27 protein-coding genes and 1 pseudogene are annotated in these 22482 nt (G+C 39.2%); 23 read left to right on the forward strand and 5 right to left on the reverse strand.

Translation table 11 applies throughout. The annotated features are described in order from the left end of the window. The first annotated feature begins 22 nt into the window (after positions 1-22). Positions 23-952 carry a hypothetical protein gene (locus LCF57_RS02440; RefSeq protein ID WP_225999294.1) on the forward strand — a complete coding sequence of 310 codons (930 nt, stop codon included), beginning with the start codon at positions 23-25 and terminating at the stop codon, positions 950-952. A 1-nt stretch (position 953) separates the two neighbouring features. Then, complete coding sequence (locus LCF57_RS02445) at positions 954-2612, forward strand: non-ribosomal peptide synthetase (RefSeq protein WP_225999295.1); 1659 nt, start codon at positions 954-956, stop codon at positions 2610-2612. A 635-nt stretch (positions 2613-3247) separates the two neighbouring features. Here the strand turns inward: LCF57_RS02445 and LCF57_RS28070 are convergent. Beyond that, positions 3248-3517, reverse strand: a complete 270-nt coding sequence (locus LCF57_RS28070; RefSeq protein ID WP_225999296.1) for a transposase — start codon at positions 3515-3517, stop codon at positions 3248-3250. Between the two features lie 214 nt (positions 3518-3731). On the opposite strand from LCF57_RS28070, the gene LCF57_RS02455 reads away from it, so the two are divergent. Both LCF57_RS02455 and LCF57_RS02460 read left to right on the forward strand, forming a co-directional pair. Continuing rightward, positions 3732-4472 carry an SDR family NAD(P)-dependent oxidoreductase gene (locus LCF57_RS02455; RefSeq protein ID WP_225999297.1) on the forward strand — a complete coding sequence of 247 codons (741 nt, stop codon included), beginning with the start codon at positions 3732-3734 and terminating at the stop codon, positions 4470-4472. Between the two features lie 48 nt (positions 4473-4520). Beyond that, complete coding sequence (locus tag LCF57_RS02460) at positions 4521-4778, forward strand: hypothetical protein (protein ID WP_225999298.1); 258 nt, start codon at positions 4521-4523, stop codon at positions 4776-4778. Positions 4779-4803: 25 nt separating this feature from the next. Here LCF57_RS02460 and LCF57_RS02465 read toward each other — a convergent pair whose 3' ends face one another. Then, positions 4804-4968: a hypothetical protein gene (locus LCF57_RS02465; protein ID WP_225999299.1), complete on the reverse strand. Its 165-nt coding sequence runs from the start codon at positions 4966-4968 to the stop codon at positions 4804-4806. A gap of 392 nt (positions 4969-5360) precedes the next feature. On the opposite strand from LCF57_RS02465, the gene LCF57_RS02470 reads away from it, so the two are divergent. The 8 genes from LCF57_RS02470 to LCF57_RS02505 all read left to right on the forward strand — a co-directional run bounded on the left by LCF57_RS02470 (position 5361) and on the right by LCF57_RS02505 (position 10789). Further along, on the forward strand, positions 5361-6389 hold the full coding sequence (locus LCF57_RS02470) for a hypothetical protein (protein ID WP_225999300.1): 1029 nt from the start codon (positions 5361-5363) through the stop codon (positions 6387-6389). 350 nt (positions 6390-6739) lie between these two features. Further along, positions 6740-7063, forward strand: a complete 324-nt coding sequence (locus LCF57_RS02475) for a hypothetical protein (RefSeq protein WP_225999301.1) — start codon at positions 6740-6742, stop codon at positions 7061-7063. Positions 7064-7066: 3 nt separating this feature from the next. Further along, entirely contained in the window at positions 7067-7264 is a 198-nt protein-coding gene (locus LCF57_RS02480; RefSeq protein WP_225999302.1) for a transposase, read from the forward strand. Positions 7265-7354: 90 nt separating this feature from the next. Continuing rightward, positions 7355-7681, forward strand: coding sequence for a transposase (locus LCF57_RS02485; protein ID WP_264083445.1), 327 nt, complete (start codon positions 7355-7357; stop codon positions 7679-7681). Between the two features lie 53 nt (positions 7682-7734). Next, positions 7735-8358, forward strand: coding sequence for an IS3 family transposase (locus tag LCF57_RS02490; protein WP_225999303.1), 624 nt, complete (start codon positions 7735-7737; stop codon positions 8356-8358). Next, positions 8355-8609, forward strand: a complete 255-nt coding sequence (locus LCF57_RS02495; protein WP_225999304.1) for an integrase core domain-containing protein — start codon at positions 8355-8357, stop codon at positions 8607-8609. The genes LCF57_RS02490 and LCF57_RS02495 overlap by 4 nt, the downstream gene beginning before the upstream one ends. A 410-nt stretch (positions 8610-9019) precedes the next feature. Beyond that, on the forward strand, positions 9020-9250 hold the full coding sequence (locus tag LCF57_RS02500; RefSeq protein ID WP_225999305.1) for a hypothetical protein: 231 nt from the start codon (positions 9020-9022) through the stop codon (positions 9248-9250). 432 nt (positions 9251-9682) lie between these two features. Next, complete coding sequence (locus LCF57_RS02505) at positions 9683-10789, forward strand: hypothetical protein (RefSeq protein WP_225999306.1); 1107 nt, start codon at positions 9683-9685, stop codon at positions 10787-10789. A gap of 234 nt (positions 10790-11023) precedes the next feature. Here LCF57_RS02505 and LCF57_RS02510 read toward each other — a convergent pair whose 3' ends face one another. Then, on the reverse strand, positions 11024-11929 hold the full coding sequence (locus LCF57_RS02510) for an IS3 family transposase (protein WP_225999552.1): 906 nt from the start codon (positions 11927-11929) through the stop codon (positions 11024-11026). A gap of 11 nt (positions 11930-11940) precedes the next feature. Next, positions 11941-12252 (reverse strand): transposase, encoded by a 312-nt coding sequence (locus LCF57_RS02515; protein WP_010345122.1) that lies wholly within the window; start codon positions 12250-12252, stop codon positions 11941-11943. Between the two features lie 106 nt (positions 12253-12358). On the opposite strand from LCF57_RS02515, the gene LCF57_RS02520 reads away from it, so the two are divergent. The 5 genes from LCF57_RS02520 to LCF57_RS02540 all read left to right on the forward strand — a co-directional run bounded on the left by LCF57_RS02520 (position 12359) and on the right by LCF57_RS02540 (position 14919). Next, positions 12359-12703, forward strand: a complete 345-nt coding sequence (locus LCF57_RS02520; protein WP_225999307.1) for a hypothetical protein — start codon at positions 12359-12361, stop codon at positions 12701-12703. Between the two features lie 118 nt (positions 12704-12821). Beyond that, on the forward strand, positions 12822-13091 hold the full coding sequence (locus LCF57_RS02525; RefSeq protein WP_225999308.1) for a hypothetical protein: 270 nt from the start codon (positions 12822-12824) through the stop codon (positions 13089-13091). Between the two features lie 4 nt (positions 13092-13095). Continuing rightward, positions 13096-13518 (forward strand): hypothetical protein, encoded by a 423-nt coding sequence (locus LCF57_RS02530; RefSeq protein WP_225999309.1) that lies wholly within the window; start codon positions 13096-13098, stop codon positions 13516-13518. A gap of 400 nt (positions 13519-13918) precedes the next feature. Then, positions 13919-14230, forward strand: a complete 312-nt coding sequence (locus LCF57_RS02535) for a hypothetical protein (protein ID WP_225999310.1) — start codon at positions 13919-13921, stop codon at positions 14228-14230. A 38-nt stretch (positions 14231-14268) separates the two neighbouring features. After that, positions 14269-14919, forward strand: a complete 651-nt coding sequence (locus tag LCF57_RS02540; RefSeq protein WP_264083459.1) for a transposase — start codon at positions 14269-14271, stop codon at positions 14917-14919. A 158-nt stretch (positions 14920-15077) separates the two neighbouring features. Here the strand turns inward: LCF57_RS02540 and LCF57_RS02545 are convergent, their stop codons facing one another. Next, positions 15078-15287: a YqaE/Pmp3 family membrane protein gene (locus LCF57_RS02545; protein ID WP_225999311.1), complete on the reverse strand. Its 210-nt coding sequence runs from the start codon at positions 15285-15287 to the stop codon at positions 15078-15080. A 221-nt stretch (positions 15288-15508) separates the two neighbouring features. On the opposite strand from LCF57_RS02545, the gene LCF57_RS02550 reads away from it, so the two are divergent. The 6 genes and pseudogenes from LCF57_RS02550 to LCF57_RS02575 all read left to right on the forward strand — a co-directional run bounded on the left by LCF57_RS02550 (position 15509) and on the right by LCF57_RS02575 (position 22418). Next, positions 15509-15958, forward strand: a complete 450-nt coding sequence (locus LCF57_RS02550) for a nuclease (RefSeq protein ID WP_225999312.1) — start codon at positions 15509-15511, stop codon at positions 15956-15958. Positions 15959-16440: 482 nt separating this feature from the next. Further along, complete coding sequence (locus LCF57_RS02555; RefSeq protein WP_225999313.1) at positions 16441-16668, forward strand: hypothetical protein; 228 nt, start codon at positions 16441-16443, stop codon at positions 16666-16668. A 47-nt stretch (positions 16669-16715) separates the two neighbouring features. Continuing rightward, positions 16716-17129: a hypothetical protein gene (locus LCF57_RS02560; RefSeq protein ID WP_225999314.1), complete on the forward strand. Its 414-nt coding sequence runs from the start codon at positions 16716-16718 to the stop codon at positions 17127-17129. Positions 17130-19206: 2077 nt separating this feature from the next. Further along, positions 19207-19335, forward strand: a pseudogene (locus LCF57_RS28075) (IS30 family transposase); the annotation flags it as partial. Between the two features lie 79 nt (positions 19336-19414). After that, complete coding sequence (locus LCF57_RS02570; RefSeq protein WP_225999315.1) at positions 19415-19669, forward strand: hypothetical protein; 255 nt, start codon at positions 19415-19417, stop codon at positions 19667-19669. A gap of 115 nt (positions 19670-19784) precedes the next feature. Continuing rightward, on the forward strand, positions 19785-22418 hold the full coding sequence (locus LCF57_RS02575; protein ID WP_225999316.1) for a lanthionine synthetase LanC family protein: 2634 nt from the start codon (positions 19785-19787) through the stop codon (positions 22416-22418). The last annotated feature ends 64 nt before the right edge of the window (positions 22419-22482 follow it).

Below are 22482 nucleotides of genomic sequence, written 5' to 3' on the forward strand. Positions count from 1 at the left end.
TATTTGCGAGAGAGGGAACATTATGAGTAATCATATTTCTGTAAAACGGTATATAACACATAATTGCGTAGAAAATTGTATAGCAAATATAAGTGACTATTATGAGATTGACTTTAGACCTCTATTCCTATTTTCATGGGATTTTGGCTTTAAAACGACTGGGCCGATATTAGAAAATAATATTCACTTTAACTCGGAATTCATATCATGTGTCAATAATTATTTCGAAATATCAAAGTCATACTTAGATTTGCTCTTTACTTCTATTAGCAATGACCTCAATGACGTAATGAGTTGCCTAACTGATGGGAATATTGTATTAGTAAGCTCAGATGCTTATAACTTACCGTGGAATTTAGCATATCAAAAGTATCATGTTCCCCATTCTTTTTTAGTAACATACGATTCTATAAAGAAGTCAATAAATATAATTGATTCATTCAGTTCAAATAATATTTTGGAGGTGGAAAATTTAAAGGAACTTAAGATAAATGAGTTCCGTTCTGTGCAAGTATTGGGAGATAGTCAAAGTAAAAATAATCTTATTTTGTTAAGGAACAGATATCTAACTTTTTTGGAATCTAATATCAAAAACGAAGTCTATAATTCAATTAGGAATTTTAGTGATTATCTAGATATTATAAATTCAATAGAGAAACTCACGAAGAATGCGGATGATTTATCAAATGATCTTCTTATAAGAAGATTAAGTAATATTGCAAATGCAAGATATAATACAAAATGCTTTTTTGAGTACTTACAATGGCCAAATAAATATATTGATGCGATGGATGGTATTCATGCTAAATGGGAATTCGTTAAAAATATGTTTATCAAGATTATTCTATCTAAAAGGCTTAAACTAATTTCACAGATACAACAAGAATTGCTTGTTATTGCAAGTTTAGAAAACGATTTATGTTATACAATAATTAAAGAGGAGAAACACTAATATGCAGATGCTTGATAACAAAAAGATCTACAATTGTTGTAGGGTTGATATTTCAAATAACAATTTAGTTGGTATTCTGCTTAAAAGAAATGTTAGTTTGATTTCAACAATACTTAGTTGTTATAAAAATGGAATAACATACATACCCATTGACTCGGAGTGGCCCGAAGAACAAATTTGTGCAATCATTTCAGCTAATGATTTAAATGTCGTTATTACTATAGAAGAATATATTAATAGAGTAAGTTGCCCCAATATAATCGTTGTAGATGATGAGAGTATCATAGAATTTACTCAACAATTCAAGGAGAATGAGACTTCATATATCCTTTATACATCAGGCTCAACAGGGCAACCCAAAGGAGTTGAAGTGAAGCGTGAATCATTACTTAATTTCATTGACGGCATATCTGAAACTATTGATTTTTCTCCGTCAAAACGAATTGCCTGTTTAACTACAGTTTCCTTTGACATCTTCTTTCTCGAAAGCATAATGGCATTAGAAAAAGGATTGACCGTTGTTTTAGCTAATGAAGATGAGCAACGCAACCCAAAGCTTATGGCAAAACTAATCCAAGAAAACAATGTTGACATGATTCAAATGACACCATCAAGAATGCAGTTACTCTTGAATTACGATAAAGAACTTTCTTGTTTGAAGCAGGTCAAAGAAATTATGATAGGGGGCGAGCCTTTTCCACTTAGTCTACTACGAACATTGCAGAATAAGACAACTGCGAAGATATATAACATGTTCGGTCCGACTGAAACAACTATATGGTCTACTGTGAGCGAGCTTACACATAAAGATCGAATTGACATTGGTCGTCCTATCAAAAACACAGAGGTATATATAGTAGATGAGAACTTGTCTATCTTGCCAAATGGACAAGCCGGAGAAATCTGCATTGCAGGAAAAGGACTAGCAAAAGGTTACATTGGAAGAGAGGATCTAACCGATGAAAAGTTTCTATATTTACCACAGAAACCTGATGTTAGAATATATCGAACCGGTGACTTAGGAAGGTATTTGCCTGATAATGATTTGGAGTATTTAGGACGTATAGATAATCAAGTTAAAATACGAGGGCATCGGATTGAACTCGAAGGAATTGAAGCTAATATAAATCAATTTGACGGTATAAAACAATCAGTCGTCACGCTAGAAACGAGCGAAACGGATAAAGGTTTGCAGGCTTTTTATACAAGCGATCAACACATAGAACATAGCGAATTGTTAAATTACTTATCTTTAAAGCTTCCGAAATATATGATTCCCGTCATATTTAAAAGAGTTGAAGATTTTATTCAAACGGTGAATGGGAAAATTGATAGAAAAAGAGTGTTGGAATGTGTAGAGATAAATGATGAAAATTCTATGCCGGAGAATTCGGATTTTGGAGAATTGAGTGATATTCAAAAGAGAGCTTTCGAAGCTATAGTTTCAAAACTTGATTCTAATATTGCTGGAGATATAACTTTAGAAACGGAATTCACTAGCGTTGGTCTTAATTCAATTACATTTATCAATATTGTTGTCGATTTAGAGAGCGAGTTCAAATTTGAGTTTGAAAATGAGAAATTACTAATCCAAGAGTTCCCTACCATCCAGTCCATGATAGAATATTTAGAATCAAAAATATCGGGCAACTGTGGCTGAATGAAAACTTCCTGCGTCAGGTTACGTGTCGAACACGGGAGTCATGTCTAGCGTTATGATTTTATAGAGGACAAGTTATCAAATGGGCGGCGGGTTCGCTGGCTCAATATCATTGACGAGTAACACCCATAAGTGTCTGGCCAGTATTCTCTGCAGGAGTTGGCGGTACACAGGTGTGACTGATGTGCTTTCCGGCTAGGACTGTCCTGAGTACATTACGCAGTGACAACGGAAGCGAGTTTACTGCCAGGGCCTTTCCGGGACTGGCTGAACAGCCTTGAAATTACAGCTGCGTATATCGAGATGGGGAGTCCTTGGGAAAATGGATTATGTAAAAGCTTAAATTCCAGGATACGGGATGGATACCTCAACTGTAGCGTTTTGATACTTTAGCTGAAGCCGAGATTCTAACCCCCGTTGGGGTTCGAAAACAATGTCGTTAGGCCTCACAGTGCTCTTGGATATCAGAGGCTATTGTTCTTTGCAGCGATGCTCTCCGTAACGAATGTTTCTACGGTTTCCTTTTTCATGTCATCAATGACTTCCATTTTCACAAATAAGGGATGCCCCTTTTTATTTTTAGATAGGGCGACAAGCACTTGATTTTTATCGGTGCCGCGTCCGCGCTTGCCATTCTAAGTCGGGGTACCAATGTAAAAATCACCAATCTCCACAAGGCCTGACAGCATAACGGTTGTTTGGTGCTTGCACTTTTTACACTGAAATAAAGGGAGCGTTCGTGTCGTAATTTTAGCATACACGTTATGCTTACAAGCAGGACAGGCAAACCTATTTGACCACTTCAATTGAAATAGGTGGTCATTGCATGTCGCGTTCTGAATTGTTCTTGGAATTTTGCAAAAGTCGTAGCTTCTTGTTTTGCCAAGTCCACCATCTCCGAACATATGTTTGTTTGTACTATTTCAAACATATGTTCCTATTCCAATTCGTTACTGAGCTAACTTGAAAGCCATTAAGGATAATTATCATTTTAATATAACCAAGCCGCTTTAAAGGTGAACCGTTATAACAAGGCTATATTGTCATAGATATTACTTTTCCTTTTTTCTATAATAAATATTTAGGTCTTATAATCCACAGAACGGACGGTGAAAATAATTGATTGTTGATGTGTCTAATAAGGTAGTAGTTATCACTGGCTCATCTAGGGGTATCGGAAGCGAATTGGCAAAGGCATTTGCAAAAGAAAAGTCTAAAGTTGTTATTAATTATTTTAATAGTAAAGATAAGGCTCAAAAATTGTTTCGCGAAATTTCAAAGTGCAACCAAGATTGTATGCTTATAAAGGCGGACGTTACAAATCCATCAGATGTATCAAAAATGTATCATGAAGTCGTTAATAAATATGGATGCGTGGACGTGCTAATTAACAATGCTGGTGTTTGTGATGATAATCTAATTCAAATGATGCCGCTTGAACAATGGCAAAAAGTTATTGACGTAAATCTTACTGGAACCTTTCTTTGCTGCAGAGAGTTTTCAAAAATAATGATTAAACAAAAGTCTGGCAAAATCATTAATATGGCTTCTCTGAAGGGACAGGAAGGGGCAGTAGGACAAATTAATTATACGGCTTCAAAGGCTGGAATAATTTCGTTAACAAAAACTCTTGCTAAGGAGCTAGGTCAATATAATATAGCCGTGAATGCAGTTTGTCCAGGCTTTATTGTTACCGATTTAAACAGACATGATAAATATAAAATAGAAATTGCAGAAAATAAGAGTATATTACCAATTAATTCTAATTTGAATGAATTAATGAATTTTATAATATATATATCATCAAATTTGTTTATAGGAATTAGTGGTAGAGTTTTTAATTTAGATTCAAGGCTTTAGTATCTTATGCCATATTTGTAATATGACCAGCATTAAAAACAGGGTCCCTTGCGTGAAAAACTCGAACCATCTCAATGGGCAAAGGAATTAAGTGGGGAAAAATTATCTGCCCGAATTAGCAGACATCTTTCATTACTTCGTGCTCATGGATTGATTAAAAAATTACCAAATCAAAGAAAGCATATTCTTACTGAAAAGAGAGAAAATTACTATGGCTTTAAAATGCTGCTTTGGCTGCTCTTCCAATGCGCAAGTGCACAGCAGAAACGTAGTTATAGCAAGGGTATAGCAGAAACCGATCCTTGATCTTGATAGGATTGAATGTATGTGCTCACAGTAACAGGGGTCTGCGAATGATCTCCGCATGTTGGATCGTCGTATTCGTGAACAGGGCTGGACGAAGGAACGAGCGAGCGATGACAACACCACCACGTGCCCTAATCGGATCATCTATCCGCAGAGATACTATCGGCTTTTCACATTTACAGATTTTCAAGTGATTATTGGCTAGTATAGTTACTTATTCTGGCTAATCAAAAGGCGTATCGGACAACTAAATTTATCCAAAGATCAAACTATATGCTGTACATGGAAGAAATGAAACAAAAGCATCATATAGTATGCTATACAGTATGCTATACAGTATGCTATACAGGCATAGAGTTAAGGCAAGCTTGGAGGTACGATCTAATGCAGTTGAGCATTTCAAACGATCGTTCGCAACTGCGTGAGACGCCGATGAGAGTTGTTGCCTTTCGGTTTCGTTTGCAGGGGTACTAACATTTTCCAAACTGAAGGCTCCGTTTTTTACTATTTAATGGTTATATAATTGGAGCTTTATTCCAAATAAGATTAAGGGAAATAGTAAATTTAAAAGCGGAGGTAAAAATGAAGAATATTTTACCAGTTTATAATCCTCCATTACTAGGATTTTTGAGATGGCCATATACGTTATCTATAACCATGGGATATAACGAAACCCTTCCGTGGTTTTATACCAATTTCATTCAAGTTAAAGTAAATAAAAATTTTCACGAGAAAAAATCAGAGTTTAATTTCAATTTCTATCGTGGAGAAAGAAATGAATTTACGAATAATCCATTTATATCTACAACTTCTATAGATGTTGATTTTTTAAATGGTCTGAATCATGATATATTATCATTTTTGAAATACTCAATTGATAGTGGATATTATGTTGTAATGTTAGTCGATGAATTTTTCATACCAGGGAAATATAGTTATTTCAAAGAAAATTATCCTCATCATATTTTTATTTATGGATATGATTTTGAGAAGAAAGTTCTTTTTTTGACTGGATTTAGCCATGGGGTATATGGACATAACGTAATTAACTTCTATGATTTCATCAACTCATATAAATCTATAATTAATATGTATAATAATAACTTAACTCCTAAAGATAATATTTATTTAATGAAATTTAATTCAAATCACAGTTACAATTTTAGTGAAGAAGTTTTTAAGGACGAAATTCTATCTTATTATTACTCTAAAAGTCATACTGACAGCTTGAATTACATTAATGTCGATAATGAATATGGACTAAAAACTTATAAACACTTAATTTATTATTACTCTTTGCTAAGTGAAGAAGTGGAAATTAATGATTTCGGAAAAATTAGGAGTTTGCATATATTATGGGAACATAAAAATATGATGGTTAAGCGACTTGAATATTTATCTGAAAATGGTCATCTCAATAATGTAGAATTAACTATCATGAATTACAATAAAATGGCTAAAAAGGCAATGATTTTAAGAAATTTGATATTGAAAAGCAATGTGCATGTTGATAAAAGCGTTTATATTAAAGTCATCAATGGATTAAGAGATCTAGAATTGATTGAAAGTGAAGCTCTTGAGAAAGCACTGGAACTATTTAGAAAAAATTGATGTTTACCAGGTTTGTTGATTCACTAATTTATTTGAATTCAAGAATGGAAGATATCCTTCATATTAAAGGTATATTCAAAAAATTATAGGATTAACGCTAAGTGGATACAGGAGGAATTTAAAGAATAGAATGAGGTGAAGAAAAAATGTCAAGATATGTTGATGTTGAACTAATTGATAAAGTCACACATAAAGTTCAAATTATTCTTGAAATAAATGAGAACATTTTAATTGAACCCGAATTTCGAAAGCATAGCTCTCTGAAAAATGTAAAAATGATCCTGAATCTTTGGTAGAGTAAAATAGTGTTTATTGAGAACACATCACCCAAAGAGAGGAGCACCTTTAAGGTGAAGTCTATCAAATCTACCGCAAAAATCAAGTGCGAGTTTTCGCTACAAAACGGAACCCCTCTGGCCGGAAGCAAAGTCTGGCTGGATTTCCCGGAGCGCATCCAACTCCGTCAATCGTTTTCCAACCTGTCCTGCGTCAAAGCGACTCATTCTCTGTTTTCCCTTCAACAGGTCTTACTGTATCTCATCGCGGGCTGGATGGTTGGGTGTCAGCGGCTGTTTCATTTTCGGACTATCCAACAGGATCCTCTCCTGCAACGCTTTCTCGGAGGACGATGCCCTCACCATTCCTTGCTGTACAAGGAGCTAACCCGGATCTGAGCCGTGAAATCGCTGGTTCTTCCCGAGCTGCAACGCCTGAATATTCAGCTCCTCTCCCCATGCTTGCCCGAGCGGTGCATTCTGGATCTGGACTCCACAGTGGAAACCGTCTACGGGAACCAGGAAGGCGCAGCAGTGGGGGTCAATGCCCATAAGCTGTATTTTGTGGGTCGAGTAATGGAGCATCTGATGTTTATATAGAAGGTGCAAAAAAACTTGGTTAGCCTCCTAGAAGACTTGGACAGTACACCCCTTAATCAAATACAATAATATTAGAGGGTGGGGAACGTGATGAAACGTGTACAGTATGATCTTAATTTCAAGATGGATATCATTCGAAAAGGGAAAGAAATCGGGAACTTTACAGCCGTAGCCCGACAGCATGAACTGGACCCTAAGATGGTATTGCGGTGGGCCAGAGAATTGAACCGTAAAGATGTGGATCAGTTAGATGGAGCGAGTAAGAGACAAGCCGCTTTTATCCCGACAGCCGAAGATTTCAAGCAGCTTGAGCATGAGAATGACAAACTGAAGAAGCTCTTAGCGGAACAAGCTCTGGAAAGAGAAATTCTCAAAGACCTACTAAAAAAAACGAACCCCAACTTGCGGATAAAATAGAGATTGCCCAGAAATATATCGTACAGGGACATTGCATTACCTTAGTGCTCGGTGTGGTGGAAGTCGAACGCTCCACGTACTATGCACATGTGAATAAAGCAGAAAAGAAACCTCTCCATCGGGTGGGTCGTCCCGCACCTGGCTACTCCTATAATACAAATGGCAATCCCGTAAGTGATGAACAGATCTGCGAATGGCTCATGGAGCTATTGGCGGGTGAGGGGGCTGCCTTTGGCTACCGGAAGCTCACTGTGCTGCTAAAAAGACGCCACCAACTTGTGATTAACAAGAAGAAAGTGTACAGGTTATGCAAACGGTTGGAGGTACTGCGACCACAACGTAAGCTAAAAATGAAGCATCCGAGAAGGCTGGCTAATAACCGTGTGATCACAGGTTCGAATCAACTTTGGGAAACGGATATCAAGTACGGCTGGATTGCGGGTGTGCGTCGATTCTTCTTCATCATGTGCATCCTTGACGTATTTGACCGCGCCATTATTTCATATCATCTGGGCTTAACCTGCGAGGCGAAACATCTGGTTCAGATCACGCAGGAAGCCCTCATGAAGCGTCAGCTCTTTCATAACCAAAGGAGGAGAAGCCGTTTATACGCTCAGATAATGGTCCGCAATTCATCAACCACCTGTTTGAAGATGCTTGCGATTCGTTTGAAATGATTCATGAACGAATCCCACCCAGAACGCCAAATAAGAATGCACATATTGAATCCTTCCATTCTATTTTGGAAGCTGAATGTTATCAAAGGCATGAATTTGAGACGTATCCTCAGACCTACGAGATCGTCACGCAATTCATTCAGGACTACAATCAGAAACGAATTCATGGGAGTATTTACGACTTATCTCCTTATGAATATATCGATGCATTGAAGAAAAATCTGTTAAAACCTAAACCGATTAAAGTATAAAACGAAAGAAATGAAGAATACGAGAGCAATTTCGAGCAATTCTATGAGACCGTTTGATTAAGAGATGTAGTGTTCAGTATAAGGGTGTTCAACCGAAAGGAGATGATCGTGTTTCTCGATAGATTTAACATTGCATTTCTCCTTGTCAATTGTCATCATAAAGTTTTATTGCATGCTTGTGCGAACAGAACATGCCGACACACCATTCGCCCTGCAGATCACCTTCAGAAATGAAAGTATATTATATATAAAATAGCATAAATTTATCATTCCACAATAGAATATGTAATATTAGAAACTTTATTTAAATATATAAAACGCAATAAAAAGCTAACATCGTTCCAAACTCAATGCCGAATGGGGTAATAAGAGTTACAAGAGACTGGAACCCCAAAAGGTGAAGAGAGCAATTGAAAAGGAAATCGAAAGATTATAGGAGACTTCAGAGTAAACGGTTATACGAAAGATACCTGGGGGTTCGTCTTCGTCTGGAGAGCTGCTCTTTTGCCGAAATTGGAGAACTGCTTTGCCGTGCCCGCCAGACGATTAACATCTATTGGAAAAGCTATCAAGAACAAAGAAATGTTGGCCTAATATGGTTCTCAGGGCAGCCGCCTGAGCTGACCGAAGAGCAACGCTAGTAATTGGCGGACATGCTAGAGCGTCAGCAGGTTGCGAATGTTGGTTTTGAAGCTCGATATACCTAGACTCGGCCCCGTCAGAGTGGATTCAGCGTGAATTCGGTCAGCAATGAGTGAGCATGGGATTAGCGCTATACTTAAACGGAGGCTCTGGCGTTAAAGCAGATGTGATCAACAACGTGTTTTTGAAATTTTTTATCGCATTAAGTTGCATGTGAGCCACTCCATCAAGCGAATTAACAAGCATCCGGTAAAAACGATTGATCGCTTGCTCATGAGGTTACAATGGTAACTGCGTTTTATATAGCCAAATATTTATGGAGCACAATTCAAGAAAATTTAAGGTTCCAAAAGATTTCGAAAGTGTGGTATATTTTATGTTGTATAACAGCATGTGCACATTTAATACAAATTGTAGAGGAAGTGGAGGATTTGAAAAAGCTATTGCCTATAAGTCCACCCTTAATATCAAGTTATCCTTATTATGCCGGACCACTAGCAATTTTAGCATCAAGAGGAAACCATTATATTCCATGGGCATTAAGCAATTTCATTCAATTAAGTATAGACAACAATTATAAGTTAGATTATTTTCAACCGTGGATCACTTGGAAACCGTATGAGTGCCCTTTTTTGGATGTACAAATTATAAATAGGGACATTTTTTCGAGCCAACAAGAGCCGTCAGCAATCGTAGAAGAGATAATAAAGTCAATAGATCGGGGCTACTATGTTTATTTGAAAGTCAATCACCAATACTTATCTATTTCATCCAACTGGTATCAGCAAGTGGATACCGCCCATGAATTACTAATCTATGGGTACTGCAAAGTTACTGAATCGTTTCAGGTAGCAGATAACTTTGGCGGGAAGTATGATTTTAAAAACTGCCCATTTGATGAGTTCATACAGTCCTGTACTTTTTCTCCCTCAATTAATATCGATCATTACAATAAGATCATCTTAATGAAACCATTAGAAGATGCCTTCGTGGGGTTTGACTTGCTTCGTGTAATTGATTCTTTAAGAGACTATATAGAATCCCGTATTACAGAGATTCGTAATGATCTGAGTATCAATTGGGCGAGAAATATCGTAGTAGGCATTCGTGTTTATCAGAAAATAGAAGAATATTTAGAGCTCCTCATTGAACAACCAGACAAAAAGTTGGACCATCGTATATTTCACGTATTATGGGAACATAAATGCTGCATGACTCGACGTATCGAATACATGAGGGAAAATGGACTTTTGACAGATGACACAATCTTATTCCAACAGAAGGAATTAGAGAAAAAAGCGCTTCTTTTTAGAAACTGCGCACTTAAATACATAGTCACCAAGGATATACGAATCATTCAGAAAATTTATAAGGAAATTAATCCATTCGCAATCCAAGAAGCTAATCTTACTTCTTACATGATTGAGCACATCTGTCATATCAATTCTAAAACGGACTACGAGCATATACTGGGAACCGACCTAAACTACAACTTGCGTTGGTTTCTTGCCAAGCCCGTGGAATCTGGCGAAGATTGAATTCTCTCCGTTAACTAGATTCCTGAGGGTTTCCTCAAAAAAATAAGACACCGTATTTCCTATTTAGAGGAAAACGGTGTCTTTTTTAATCTATTTAAGTTTTTTCAGTTTCCCAAACGCTCAAAACAAAGGATCATATTTTCTACGCTTTCTTTCTGGGGGCCGTAAAACCGGATTAACCCCCTAAGTTTGGACGCTAACTCTCTCTTGCTCATCGAGACTTCGTTTTTGAAATTATACACGAACTTCTCGGATCGGAATCGGTTTTGTCTGGTTTTTCTCATAAAACTGAGACGGCGACAAATCGCGAATGCTAGAATGAATTCTTCGTTCATTATAAAAATGAATGAATTCAGTGACGGCTTCATAAGCTTCGCTGTACGTTTCAAAGTCGTAGCGAGCCAAGCATTCATCCTGCAATAACCTATGAAAAGATTCAATATGTGCGTTCATATTCGGTGTTCGTGGAGGAATGCGTTCATGCTCCACTCCAAAGCTTTCACAGGCAGCTTCAAACCCATGAGAAATAAACTGAGGGCCATTGTCTGAACGAATCACAGGTTTGGTTTGCACCTCAAATAATTGTCTCTTAAACAAGGCCGTTTGTAGCGTTCGGATCACATCTTTGGCCTCGCACCGCAATCCTATGTGGTAAGCGACCACAGAACGGTCGTAAACATCGAGGCAAGACTGAATGAAGAAGAATCGGTCTTCTCCTGCAATATAACCGTACTTAATGTCCGTCTCAAACAGTTGGTTCGAATTCGTAATCATCCGATTTCGTGCCAGTTTCCGTGGGTAAGATGAGTTCACTTTTCGCTGTGGTCGCAGGACGTTCAATTCTCTGCACAATCGGTAGACCTTCTTTTTGTTAATAATTAGGCCATCATCTCGGCGTAAAGCGACGGTTAATTTTCGGTATCCATACGCATGGCCGTCTGCAGAAATCAACTCCATAATCCGTTCCATAATCTGAGCATCCGGTACTTTTACGCCGTCCGAACGCAGCGAATATCCTGGCTTTTGTCGTCCCCCACTTGCTGTTTTCTCGATCAATTTTCTATTTTTATGGTAGTAGTAACTAGATCTCGGGATGTTGGCCAGTCGTAGCACAAGCGTGACGGCATATCCTTCACAAATGTAGTGTTCTGCTACTTCAACTTTTTCAGCAAATGAGGGTTTTTCTTTTTTATCAAGTCACGCAGTATCGCAATCTCTAGTGCCTGTTCACCCAGTAGTTTCTTCAATTGATCATTTTCTTGGGAAAGCACTTTGGAATCTAGTCCATGTATGGTTTCCAGTGAAGTTTCACCATATTTACCTTCTTCAAATTCCTTTACCCAACGGTGAAGCATATTGACGGCAATTTCATATCTCCGGGCTACAGCTGCCTTATTCCCGGTTTCGATGGCTTCCTTGACGATTTGGCGTTTAAATTCTCTAGAATGTTTATTTCGTGTCATTTTCTCAGCCCCTTATCACTAGTAGTGTAATCCATATACACTCTTAGTGTCCAAGTTCACTAAGGGGCTAAAGAGGTTCTATGCTATTACCATAGAAAACCCTCTTATGATTGAAGGTCGAGAGGGTATGGACAATACTAAAGAATTAGAGGGGATACTTTCAAAACTGGGTAGAGGGAAAGGATTTTTTAATATTTCTTCTGGAGTAAGTGCAAAAGTAAGAGTCCAGGAAATATTAGCGAGACAAGAAATAGAAGCTACAACAACGAAAAACCAATATAAACAACAGGATCAGCAGGCAAGGAAAACGCTGCGAGAGACTGCCTCCAAGGCAACTAGAGAAGAAAATAGTAAAATTCAAAAGAAGGTCATATATAATGTTGCTAAGAGTACAAATACAAGAAAAGCCTCAAATATAAAAGAATATTTAAAAAAAAGGAAAAAATGTTAAATCGCAAAGTAATAGGTCTGTAAATTCCTCTATAGAGACTTTAACAAGAGACCAGGCCAGACAAGGGGTACAAGATTTACTAAAAAATGGGGAAATTAGCTTATCCAATTTAGAATCGATGATTCCCCCAGATACGTCAAGTACATTTATTCCAACAAGTACAATTAAAAATGGAGCAAAGTATGAATTTCTACTGGCTGATGGACAGAAGGCAATTATTCGATGGCATTCACCAGATCCTATAGCTGCAAGTAAGTACCCTGGATCAGTATCAGGCACACGTTGGACTGCACAAATAAAAATAGGTAATAGACAATTAAAAACAGATGGAACTTGGACTAAAAATCAATCCTTAAATGAAGTTCACATTCCAATAGAGGGGAAATAAAAAAATGAATCTTAAAGAAATTGAGAATTTACCTGATGTATTACCAACAGAAACATTAGCATTGATTTTTCAAAACGTATTGAATGAATTTTATGAAGGGAAAATTGAGGAAAAGGATTTTTTAATAATTCTTAGCCAATTAACAGATAGACAAGTTATGACCTATAAGTTATTGGAAAGTGAAGTAAGAAATAGTATAGATAAGGTTCTTTACAAGTTATGGAATACTGATTCTTATGATGATGTAGATATCATTCTTTCAATCGTTGTAAACCTTGGACTAAAGAATTGCTTTCAAAAAATTAAAGATTCAATAAATCAAAATAGGGATATAGATGAATTAATATTAAAAGAAATAATAGAAACAATTGATGGAGTTGGTGAAAATATTTCGAATCCATATCATGGTTTAGAAAGATTCAAATAAGCCAAGTCAATGGTATGTCAATAATTTCGAGTAAATTCAAGGCTCTACACCAAACATAGTGCTTGAAATTTATGCTTAACTATGCATAGGTCTAAAATATAGAAAAAAATCTGTACATTCCCTAAGATGGTTGTGCTACCAATCCAACTTTAGGGAATGACAGATGCACAATCAGTATATCGATCTTTTGCTTGATTTGCCAGAATTAAATATATTACAAGTGTTGGAAATAGACGCTCAAACGATTCAGATTGAGGGCACGCCTACAACTCATCAGCAGGATTGCCCGGTTTGTGGAACTAGCCTTGCTGTGATTTGGAAAGGGAAAAACTAGCCACGGAAAATCCGTCATTGTGATGCTTTCGAGAAAACCATTTATATCTTAGCCCCGGCTATTCGCTTGTTTTGCAACGACTGCCAGTGCGGCTTTGTTTGGCAATATGGTTTTGTAGCTCCAGGTAAACGATATAGCAGCGCATTTGAAAAGCAAGCGCTCCGTACAGCAACGGTAGCTACCGTCAAACAAAGTGCTGGTCGGCATGCTCTGCCCGCCAGTACGCCAGACCAAGCAGCAACAATGGTCATAACGGAGAGCGAGCGTCTTCAGGAACAAGCCTGGTTCGATGCGACTTCTACAGCAAGTCTCGTGCTTGAAGTGGATAATTTCGCCATTCGAAAAGGTCACACGTGCAATACAGACGTCCATAATTAAGGGGAGAAACGCTGCAGGATATTGTTCCTGGCCGCAAACTGGAAGAGCTTAGGGCCTATGCCCGTCAGCATCCATTGTTTTTATCCCTTCGGCCGAAAGTGGTTGTGATGGATTTAGCGCCATATTATCACACCTGGATTGCGGAGTGCTTTCCCACAGCCCTTCGAATTGCAGATCGGTTTCATGTCCATCGCTATGTGGTAGAGGCCGTTCAAGCGGTCCGAAAAACGGTACCGCAGACGCTGTCTCCCCGAGCAAAAGCGAATCTGAAAGCCAGACATCGACTACTCAATGCTCAGCAGGCTTCTTTACCGGCTGAACAGCAGCATGAGCTGAGAGAGATTCTGAAAATCTCGCCCTTACTCCAGCAAGCTTATGAATGGAAGGAAGCATTCGGTGAATGGTATGACCGCTCTCCAGATGTAAAAACGGCACAAATTCGATTAGAGCACCGGCTTGAGCAAGGGGAACGTTTCCAGCATCCCGCTATTTCGGAGTGTCTGAAGACCATTCGAAACTGGCGAGAGGAAATCATTAATTACCACCTCTGTCGATGGACCAACGCCGTAGTTGAAGGCAGAAACAACCGAATGAAAGCCTTTCAACGTAGGCACTATTTTACTCGGAATCGCGAGCATTATGTTTATGGACTTTTAGTAGAATGTAATCAGGCGCGCTATAGTCCTTAACAAAAAGGGCTCGATGCCGCAAGCACTGACTTTGGTGTTGAGCCATAATATTCGTTCTTAAATAAAGGGGATCCTAAAAGTAGCCGAAAACAATTCTGTGGCTTAATCTTAGATGTTTTACAGGATATTAAAACCCCGGATTTCTCGGGGATTTCTGGTTACCTAGGGAATTGTCTGGCTTGTTTTACCGCTCTAATAAGTTCCTCGTTTCGAGGATCAGCATTATAATTGTTCACTACTACCACTGCATGAATTACTGCAGGAACCCAGCCAATACAGCACAAAATGACATTTAAAAATGCCTGCCAAGGCTTTCCGCATAGAATGATAGCTAGTGGGGGAATAAAAATAGAAAAGAAGTACTTCATAATAACACTCCTAATATAATTAAGATAATAATCAATAATTTTATAAAAATAGTATATATGGCCTTGCAGATATTTTCTATTAGTATTTACAAATAGTCCAATTTGATTATACTTAGCCTAACACATACGGAAGCACCGTTGTGCAATCCGAAAGCATTGGTGATACCCTGCTGGCATACGCTGGTGGGGTATTTTTCTGTTTTATAGGGGGAGGAATACATATGTTTAGATGGATAGTGACGTTGCTGGCTACGATTTTATTAGCCGGCTGCAGCGTGCAACAAGACGTTGTAAAGACCACTAGAAATGAGCCTGTAGCTGCCCAAGTAACACAGGTCTCTGCCGACACGGTCAAGCTGGAATTTCCCTCAGCCAAGTACCCGGAAACAGCCCGGCATATTAAAGAGGCTATTGCTGCAGGAGAATCCAGTGTCTGTACCATCGACCGTGAAGGAGCCGAGCATAACCGGGAGCTATCTCTTAAAGGCGTGCCCACATGCAAGGGTAAAGACCACAATGAATGGCCAATGGCAATGTGTGCAGATATTAAGCACATAAATCCAAAAGATAATCGTAGGGCAGGTTCGTGGGTAGGCCATAAATTGGACGACTATTCAGATGGAATGAGAGTGGAGTTAATATTAAATAAAATTCCTATCAATGCCTTTTGACAAATTTTATATATGGGCTTATTATTATAATGATATACGCCGACCAAAAGACAAAAAACTCCTAAAAGCATGCAATATTGCGACAAAGGAGCTGACATATGAATAAATATTTTTATAAACTATTTGTCTTACTAATTAGTGGAGGGTTACTGATAACACTGGTAGGAGTTCTGGCAATTAGTTTTCTGTTCTATTTTTTAATGAAGAGTTAAAGTGAAAATAATGAATGAGTACAAATAGTATAAGAAAGCTGTGTTATCGAAATTAGTTAAAATTTAATAAAGATACACGATTAGATTTTTAGGGGTGTTTTGGTCGGCTCCCTAAATGGGGGCTGATCTGGCACCTTATAAACAAATATAATTATCTAATCGATTAGATAGTTATAAAAAGGACTCTACTGGCCTTAATAGGCCGTTAGAGTTCTTTTTGTTGAAGGATTACTCAAACCATTCACGAATTATTATTTTGAGGTGATCAGCATGAACCATACATATAAAGTGTTGAAATCTGATATCGAACTATTTGCAGCTGCATTAAACCAGGTAAGAGTATATGTAGTCCAGCTACTAAGCGAGGATTTGGTATCGGTTGTAGATTACGGGGGTACCTTAGAAAAGTTTTCGCCTGATTCGGTTAAGATTGCCGGAGCATATTACATGCGGAATCAATTTGAATTTAGAGTAGATATGAAAGGGACTACAATCTAGTATTCCCTTTCAGGTAGACTTTATCAAAAAAACGGGAGGGAAAAATTATGAAGAAAAGAATATTTCTTTTCTCGATACTATCTTTAACCATGGCAACTACGGTAGGGGCTGCTTCAGCTTCACCAAGAAGCGAAAACATCATAATTTCTCAAAGATCGAGCGGAAGCGCAACAGTAGGAGAATCCTTTAATGTCCCTAAAGGATGGGGGCATATTAAACTTCGTATGAAGAATCACTCTGACCATTCAGTCAGGGTCAGTTTAACGCACGACAGATCAAACAAAGTATATTTTGATGGGGTAGTAATTGCTCCTCACGACACAGTGACTTGGAAATCTACAGATGAAGGTATCACCAATGGTATGCGTTCTGGAGACTACACACTTCAGTGGAGAGGGAGCGAATATAAAGTTAACGGAGAAACATGGGGAGTAGCTAATTCAAAGCCTGAAAACCTCTAAATTATCCAAGCTATACAACTTGTCCCTCTTGCCATTGGGTGGATAGACCAATAGAATGGAGTGCCACAATGTCATAAAATCAATGAGAACTTGTTCAGAAAACCGAGTTTCCTTCAATGTTTTTTCACTTATTGGAACGACTCATATATGATGATGAAGCATTCCTATATGCTAACGGCTTTCTATAACGGTGAACAAAGAATCGTGAGGCTGAGGAAGGGGGGAAGCCGAATTATTGACTTCAGAAGAAAGCACCAAGATATGGGATGCCACAGTTGTGTTCAATCGTCAACCTTCCCTGGAATCCAATATCAGAGTCGTTAGGGTGACAGAGTGCATTACGTAGGTGTGGAGCTGTTGAATACTGCTTGCACATCGCTCTGAGCGATTCTAAGCCCGTTGCAGGTGACGCCATCATCGAATACAACGAAAAGACGGTGATAGCCCGGCAGGAATGACGGTTGTCAATATGGCTCTTCAAACGGTGAGAATGAATTTGCTAAGTGATCCAGATATACATACATACCTCGTGATGAATGATCAAAGCGTTAAAGCTGAAGAACTTCAACAAAACTATCCATGCATCCAAACAGGCTGCTAATGGTTTATGGTTGTGAAGCTATGCCTCTTCCTCATCTTCGATACGAGAAAGCGCGGTATATACGGTATGGTACTGTGAATCGATGATAAGGGAAGCACTCGATTTTAATCCGGACAGCTGAAGGTACTCCGTGCCGATCAGGAGGAGTTCAGTTCAAGCTGTGGAAACCCTGGAGCGTGTTACATTTTCCACTCGGATGGAAGCTACCATAAAATCGCCGATGCCGTTACGGTTGCATACGGTTATGTTGATCGCCAAGGCGTATGGTACGAATTGCAGGGCACCGATCAAGTTACGAACTTGACTAAAGGGGGCAGTTATCGGTTTGAGCCATGATCGGCAAAAAACTTTGTTGAATTATCGAGGGATAAAATGGATAAAAAGTGAGCGGCTTTCTTCGATATTCTGCTCGCTGTTTTAACATTTATGATACAGACAAAAGGCACTCTAATAGGGTGCCTTTTGTCTTATTCCAGGTTGGTGAAGGTGCAATGTCAGGAAACTTAAGAAACCGTCAAACTTTCCTCACCTTCGCTGTGAGATAATCCTCCTGAGAAGCTGAACCGAGGAGGACTTTCTATGGCCAGAGAAGAGATTCGAATGAAATGGGAGTCGCACATCGCAGCTTTCTGCGCGAGTGGAGGAAAGCGAGTCACTGGTACAAAGCCAATCGAGTCAATCATCGTCAGCTCTACTTTTAGATGAAAAAGCTGAATGCCTCATTTACAGCGTCTGCCACAGTCGAGCGCCAGACCTTCGTTCCGGTTCAAACCCGTTTTTTTGATACATTAAAAACTTAAAATTGGGAACTTTATTTGTATATGACAGATTGTAATATGAAGTGCTCCAGCTAAAAAAGTAAAAGTCCATGTATGGATTCATTAAATCAGCCGTAAGTTAAAGCGGTATCACTCGACCATCGCCCGAGAACTTAAGCGTGGAAGACTGATACGGCTAAAGCATTCAGAAGGCCCAAGAGGCCTCTGAGCATTGGAGAACAGCCTCTGTTCCTGCCGGTAAATATACGCCCGAGCTTGCTAATGAAGGGAGCAGAAGTTAGAGCAAACCTGGTCGCCTATGCAGATTGCATAAAAACATAGAGCCGAGGGAAATCCTTTTACCGCTGGATGTATGCAGGGCTTTAGTCGCAGGTGAAGTACGTTTCTTACTCCATAAAGGAAAACGGCGAAAACCCACCGAAACCCGCGGACGTTTCCGGGTGGGCCAAACCATTCATCAAAGGCCTAAAGAAGTAAAAGTACGAACACGGGAAACCTTTGGTCATTGGAAACTGGATACAGTGGTTTCTAGTCGAGGTAAGAGTAAGGCGTTGTACAACCACTTTTATCAAGCGTAAAACCCGGCAGTATATGGCCCTTAAAATCCCGGATCGCACGGCTCACTCTATAGAAGTTGCCTTTAGTGTTCTCGCCAGCGCTAATATCGACTACAGCGATTTTGACGGCTACCTCGTTCTGGCAGCGTGGCTCTAACGAAAACTTGAATTGCCTCCTCCGGGAATTCTTCCCGAAGGGACATGCTTTTGCTGGGGTGACCGAGGAAGAATTGGCTCAGGCCGTCCACCTCATCAATAATCGCCCACGTAGTGTTTCGGCTGGAATGGAAGAGTTGTCGCACTTAGCTTGACAATCCGTCATTACAAAAATATTAGGAGGTTACCTTCATGGAAAATTTAACAGACCTTGAGTTAAAAGAGCATCTGATTGAAACGATGCGAAACAAAGCCAACAACGATAAGGATTTTTTTAGTAAATTGGCAAATGACCCGGACCAAATTGTGCAAGAACTAAACATTACCCATCCTGCCTTGAGGCAAAATATTCTTTCCCTTAATCCAGATAAAATACTGAACGGTCTCACTGGCATTTCAGTAGAGTCATGTACTATATTAACGACAGTCGTTGGAAGTTGTTCGTAAGGCAAGAGGATCACTTTCGGATAACAACATTTTTTTGGGAAGTTTGGCCGTATAACTCTTTGGGTTTTTTACGGCCTGCTTTCTATTGAATACATTTTAAAGGGAGCTTGAGCTTATGAATGAAATCGTTCATGATTATTATTCCATTCTCAGCAGCATAAACGAAGATAAAAGTATCTTTGATATCCAATCGGAATGGATACAACACGGTGCTGTTGCAAATTCTCAAGGGTGGAAAATACATATATCAACCATTCCGACGCAAGCGGAAAAACTGCTAAGATTGGTTGTTCCTATCTTTCTTCAAAGAAATATCAGCTTCAAAGTCATTAAAAACAGTCGTTTATTGACTCAGTTAAACCTGGGGCTTCTCGGACTATATCAAGTAGGGAAATTTATAACCGTCTATACGAATTCGGATCATGAAGCGGTAGAAATTGCTGAAATTCTGAATGTCCTTACTCCTGATTTCCAAGGCCCTACCGTAGAATCGGACTTGAGACTCGGGAAAATCGTGTATGCCAGATATGGTGCTTTTCATTCCATTCTCGAAAGGGATCGATTAGGGTACACCTATACTTGTATACTAAACCCGAACGGCGATTTGGTTAGAGATTCTTACAATACTCCACATCCCGAATTTGTACGAAATCCGTTCATGAAACATTGTCATATTTTGAAAAATGAGCCAAGTCGACTCATCATGGCCAGGTACATGATCGTTGATGCTATTAAATCGCATCCAACCGGAGGTGTTGCGCTCTGCTTGGACCTGGTACACCCTGGTGAAGTTCAATATAAAATTTTAAAGCAAGCCAAAGCCTACTGCATATCGGACTTCCTCGAACGTGATGGACGAAATCGCCTTCAGTCCCAAGAAAAATTACATCGCAATCTGCAGGATATTTTACCTATACCTAAAGTGGAACAATATATATCGACCCGGAACTATGGTTATTTAATCATGGAATATATACAAGGGCAAACTTTAGAGCAGGTAGTCATGCAATACCAGACGCATTCCTGGTCGACACAGCCTACGGACCACAAGATTGCTTTATTGAACACCATATCCGAACTTTGTTCCATTGTTGAAAATATGCACCTTGCGGGTTATGTCCACCGGGATCTGACACCGGCGAATATAATGATACAAAAAACAACACGAAACGTATTTTTGCTGGATCTAGAGTTAACCCATTTCATCAACGATCCGAATATTCCCTTTCAATTGGGAACTCCGGGATATATATCTCCGAACCAAGAAAAAGGAGGCGCTCCGGAATTTGAGGATGATCTGTACTCCATAGGCTGCCTACTCTTTTTTTTGTTTACCAAAATGGCTCCTGACCGACTTTCCCGTGACAATAATTTTAATTCTGCAATTGCGATTTCTGGTATATCCAGAGACTTTCTTGCTACCGCATATTCGCTCCTAGACAACTCTTCTCAAAACAGACCCTGTTTAAAAAACATTCAACAAATTATTAAAAAAGAGATCGAGTTGTTACAGTGCGGAAGAAGCCCGAAGAATAGTAGCAACGGAATATCGATGAACACGATAAACGATGTGATACACAAAGGGATGCACGGAATGATTTATCGCGCAGATCGTGACGAAAATTCTCAGCTATTGGGATCACCAGACATTAATCTTTTTAGCAATGAAATTGTTTCCCGCCAGTGGAAAAAGCTCGCTGTATACAGGAATGCCAATACCGGTGTAGCTGGCAGTGTGTACTTGTTCAGCAGACTTGCCAGATTAGGCTATCAAACCGATTTTGTGAATCAGGAGATTAACCGTACCGTGAATTGGCTACTGGAAACCGATCCGATTAAAGAATTACCTGGGCTACATTTTGGTGAAGCAGGGGTAGCAGTAGCCGTCGCTGAAGCCCTTTCGGCAGGACTTTGTTTGCATACGAAAGCAATAGAAACGTTTATCAAACGCTCTTTGGAGGGTGAGCTAAACTGGCCGGATCTCACCCATGGAGCAGCTGGCCAAGGAATTGCCGTACTTATTTGTTTTGATCGCTTACGCGATGATCGTCTGTTGGAACTCTCTCATAGGTATGCCGAATACTTGATTGAGAATCAAAATAGCGATGGAGCTTGGACTATTCCTGAGAATATGCAAACCATTGGCGGTGATGTGTATATGGGATTTGCACACGGAGTGAGCGGAATTTTATACTTCCTCAGTGAATACGTTTCTCGATTTAAAAACAAGGTGATGCAGCATCATATAGAAAAAGCCATCGATTTTTTACTGAAGAATTCCTTCGTTGATGGAGGATCAAGACGATGGAGTAAGAGTCTTGAAATAAAAGATCGAGACTTATGGTGGGCACATGGAACGCTTGGACACGCTCTAACATTTTTGAAGCTCTATGAACATACATCAAAAAGTATTTATAAAAAACTTGCCGTGAATGCATTAAGTTCCTACCCGGAATCAGTTTCCTACTACAATTTCAGCATCAGTCACGGCCTTGCCGGTCTAGGTGAAGTATATCTTGAAGCTAGTCGAGTATTGAAGGATCAACAGTGGTACTCAAGAGCCTCACGTATAGCAAATATAATCTGTAGGTTACGGGATGAAGAGAACGGCTCTGCAATTTGGAATATGGACGGTACGTCTTACCGGACAGCCGATTTATTTTCCGGAAGCGGGGGTGTACTTCATTTTTTAGCACGTTACCTGACAAGTGGCGAAAAACTGGGATTCCCACTATTAATTGACCCGTAAAATCCGCCTAATCCCGCGATGTCGCGGATTGTGGCCCAGTCGTCGAAGTTGTCCTACGAGTATC

This window comes from Paenibacillus sp. BJ-4 (assembly GCF_020404765.1).
Classification (GTDB): Bacteria; Bacillota; Bacilli; order Paenibacillales; family Paenibacillaceae; genus Paenibacillus.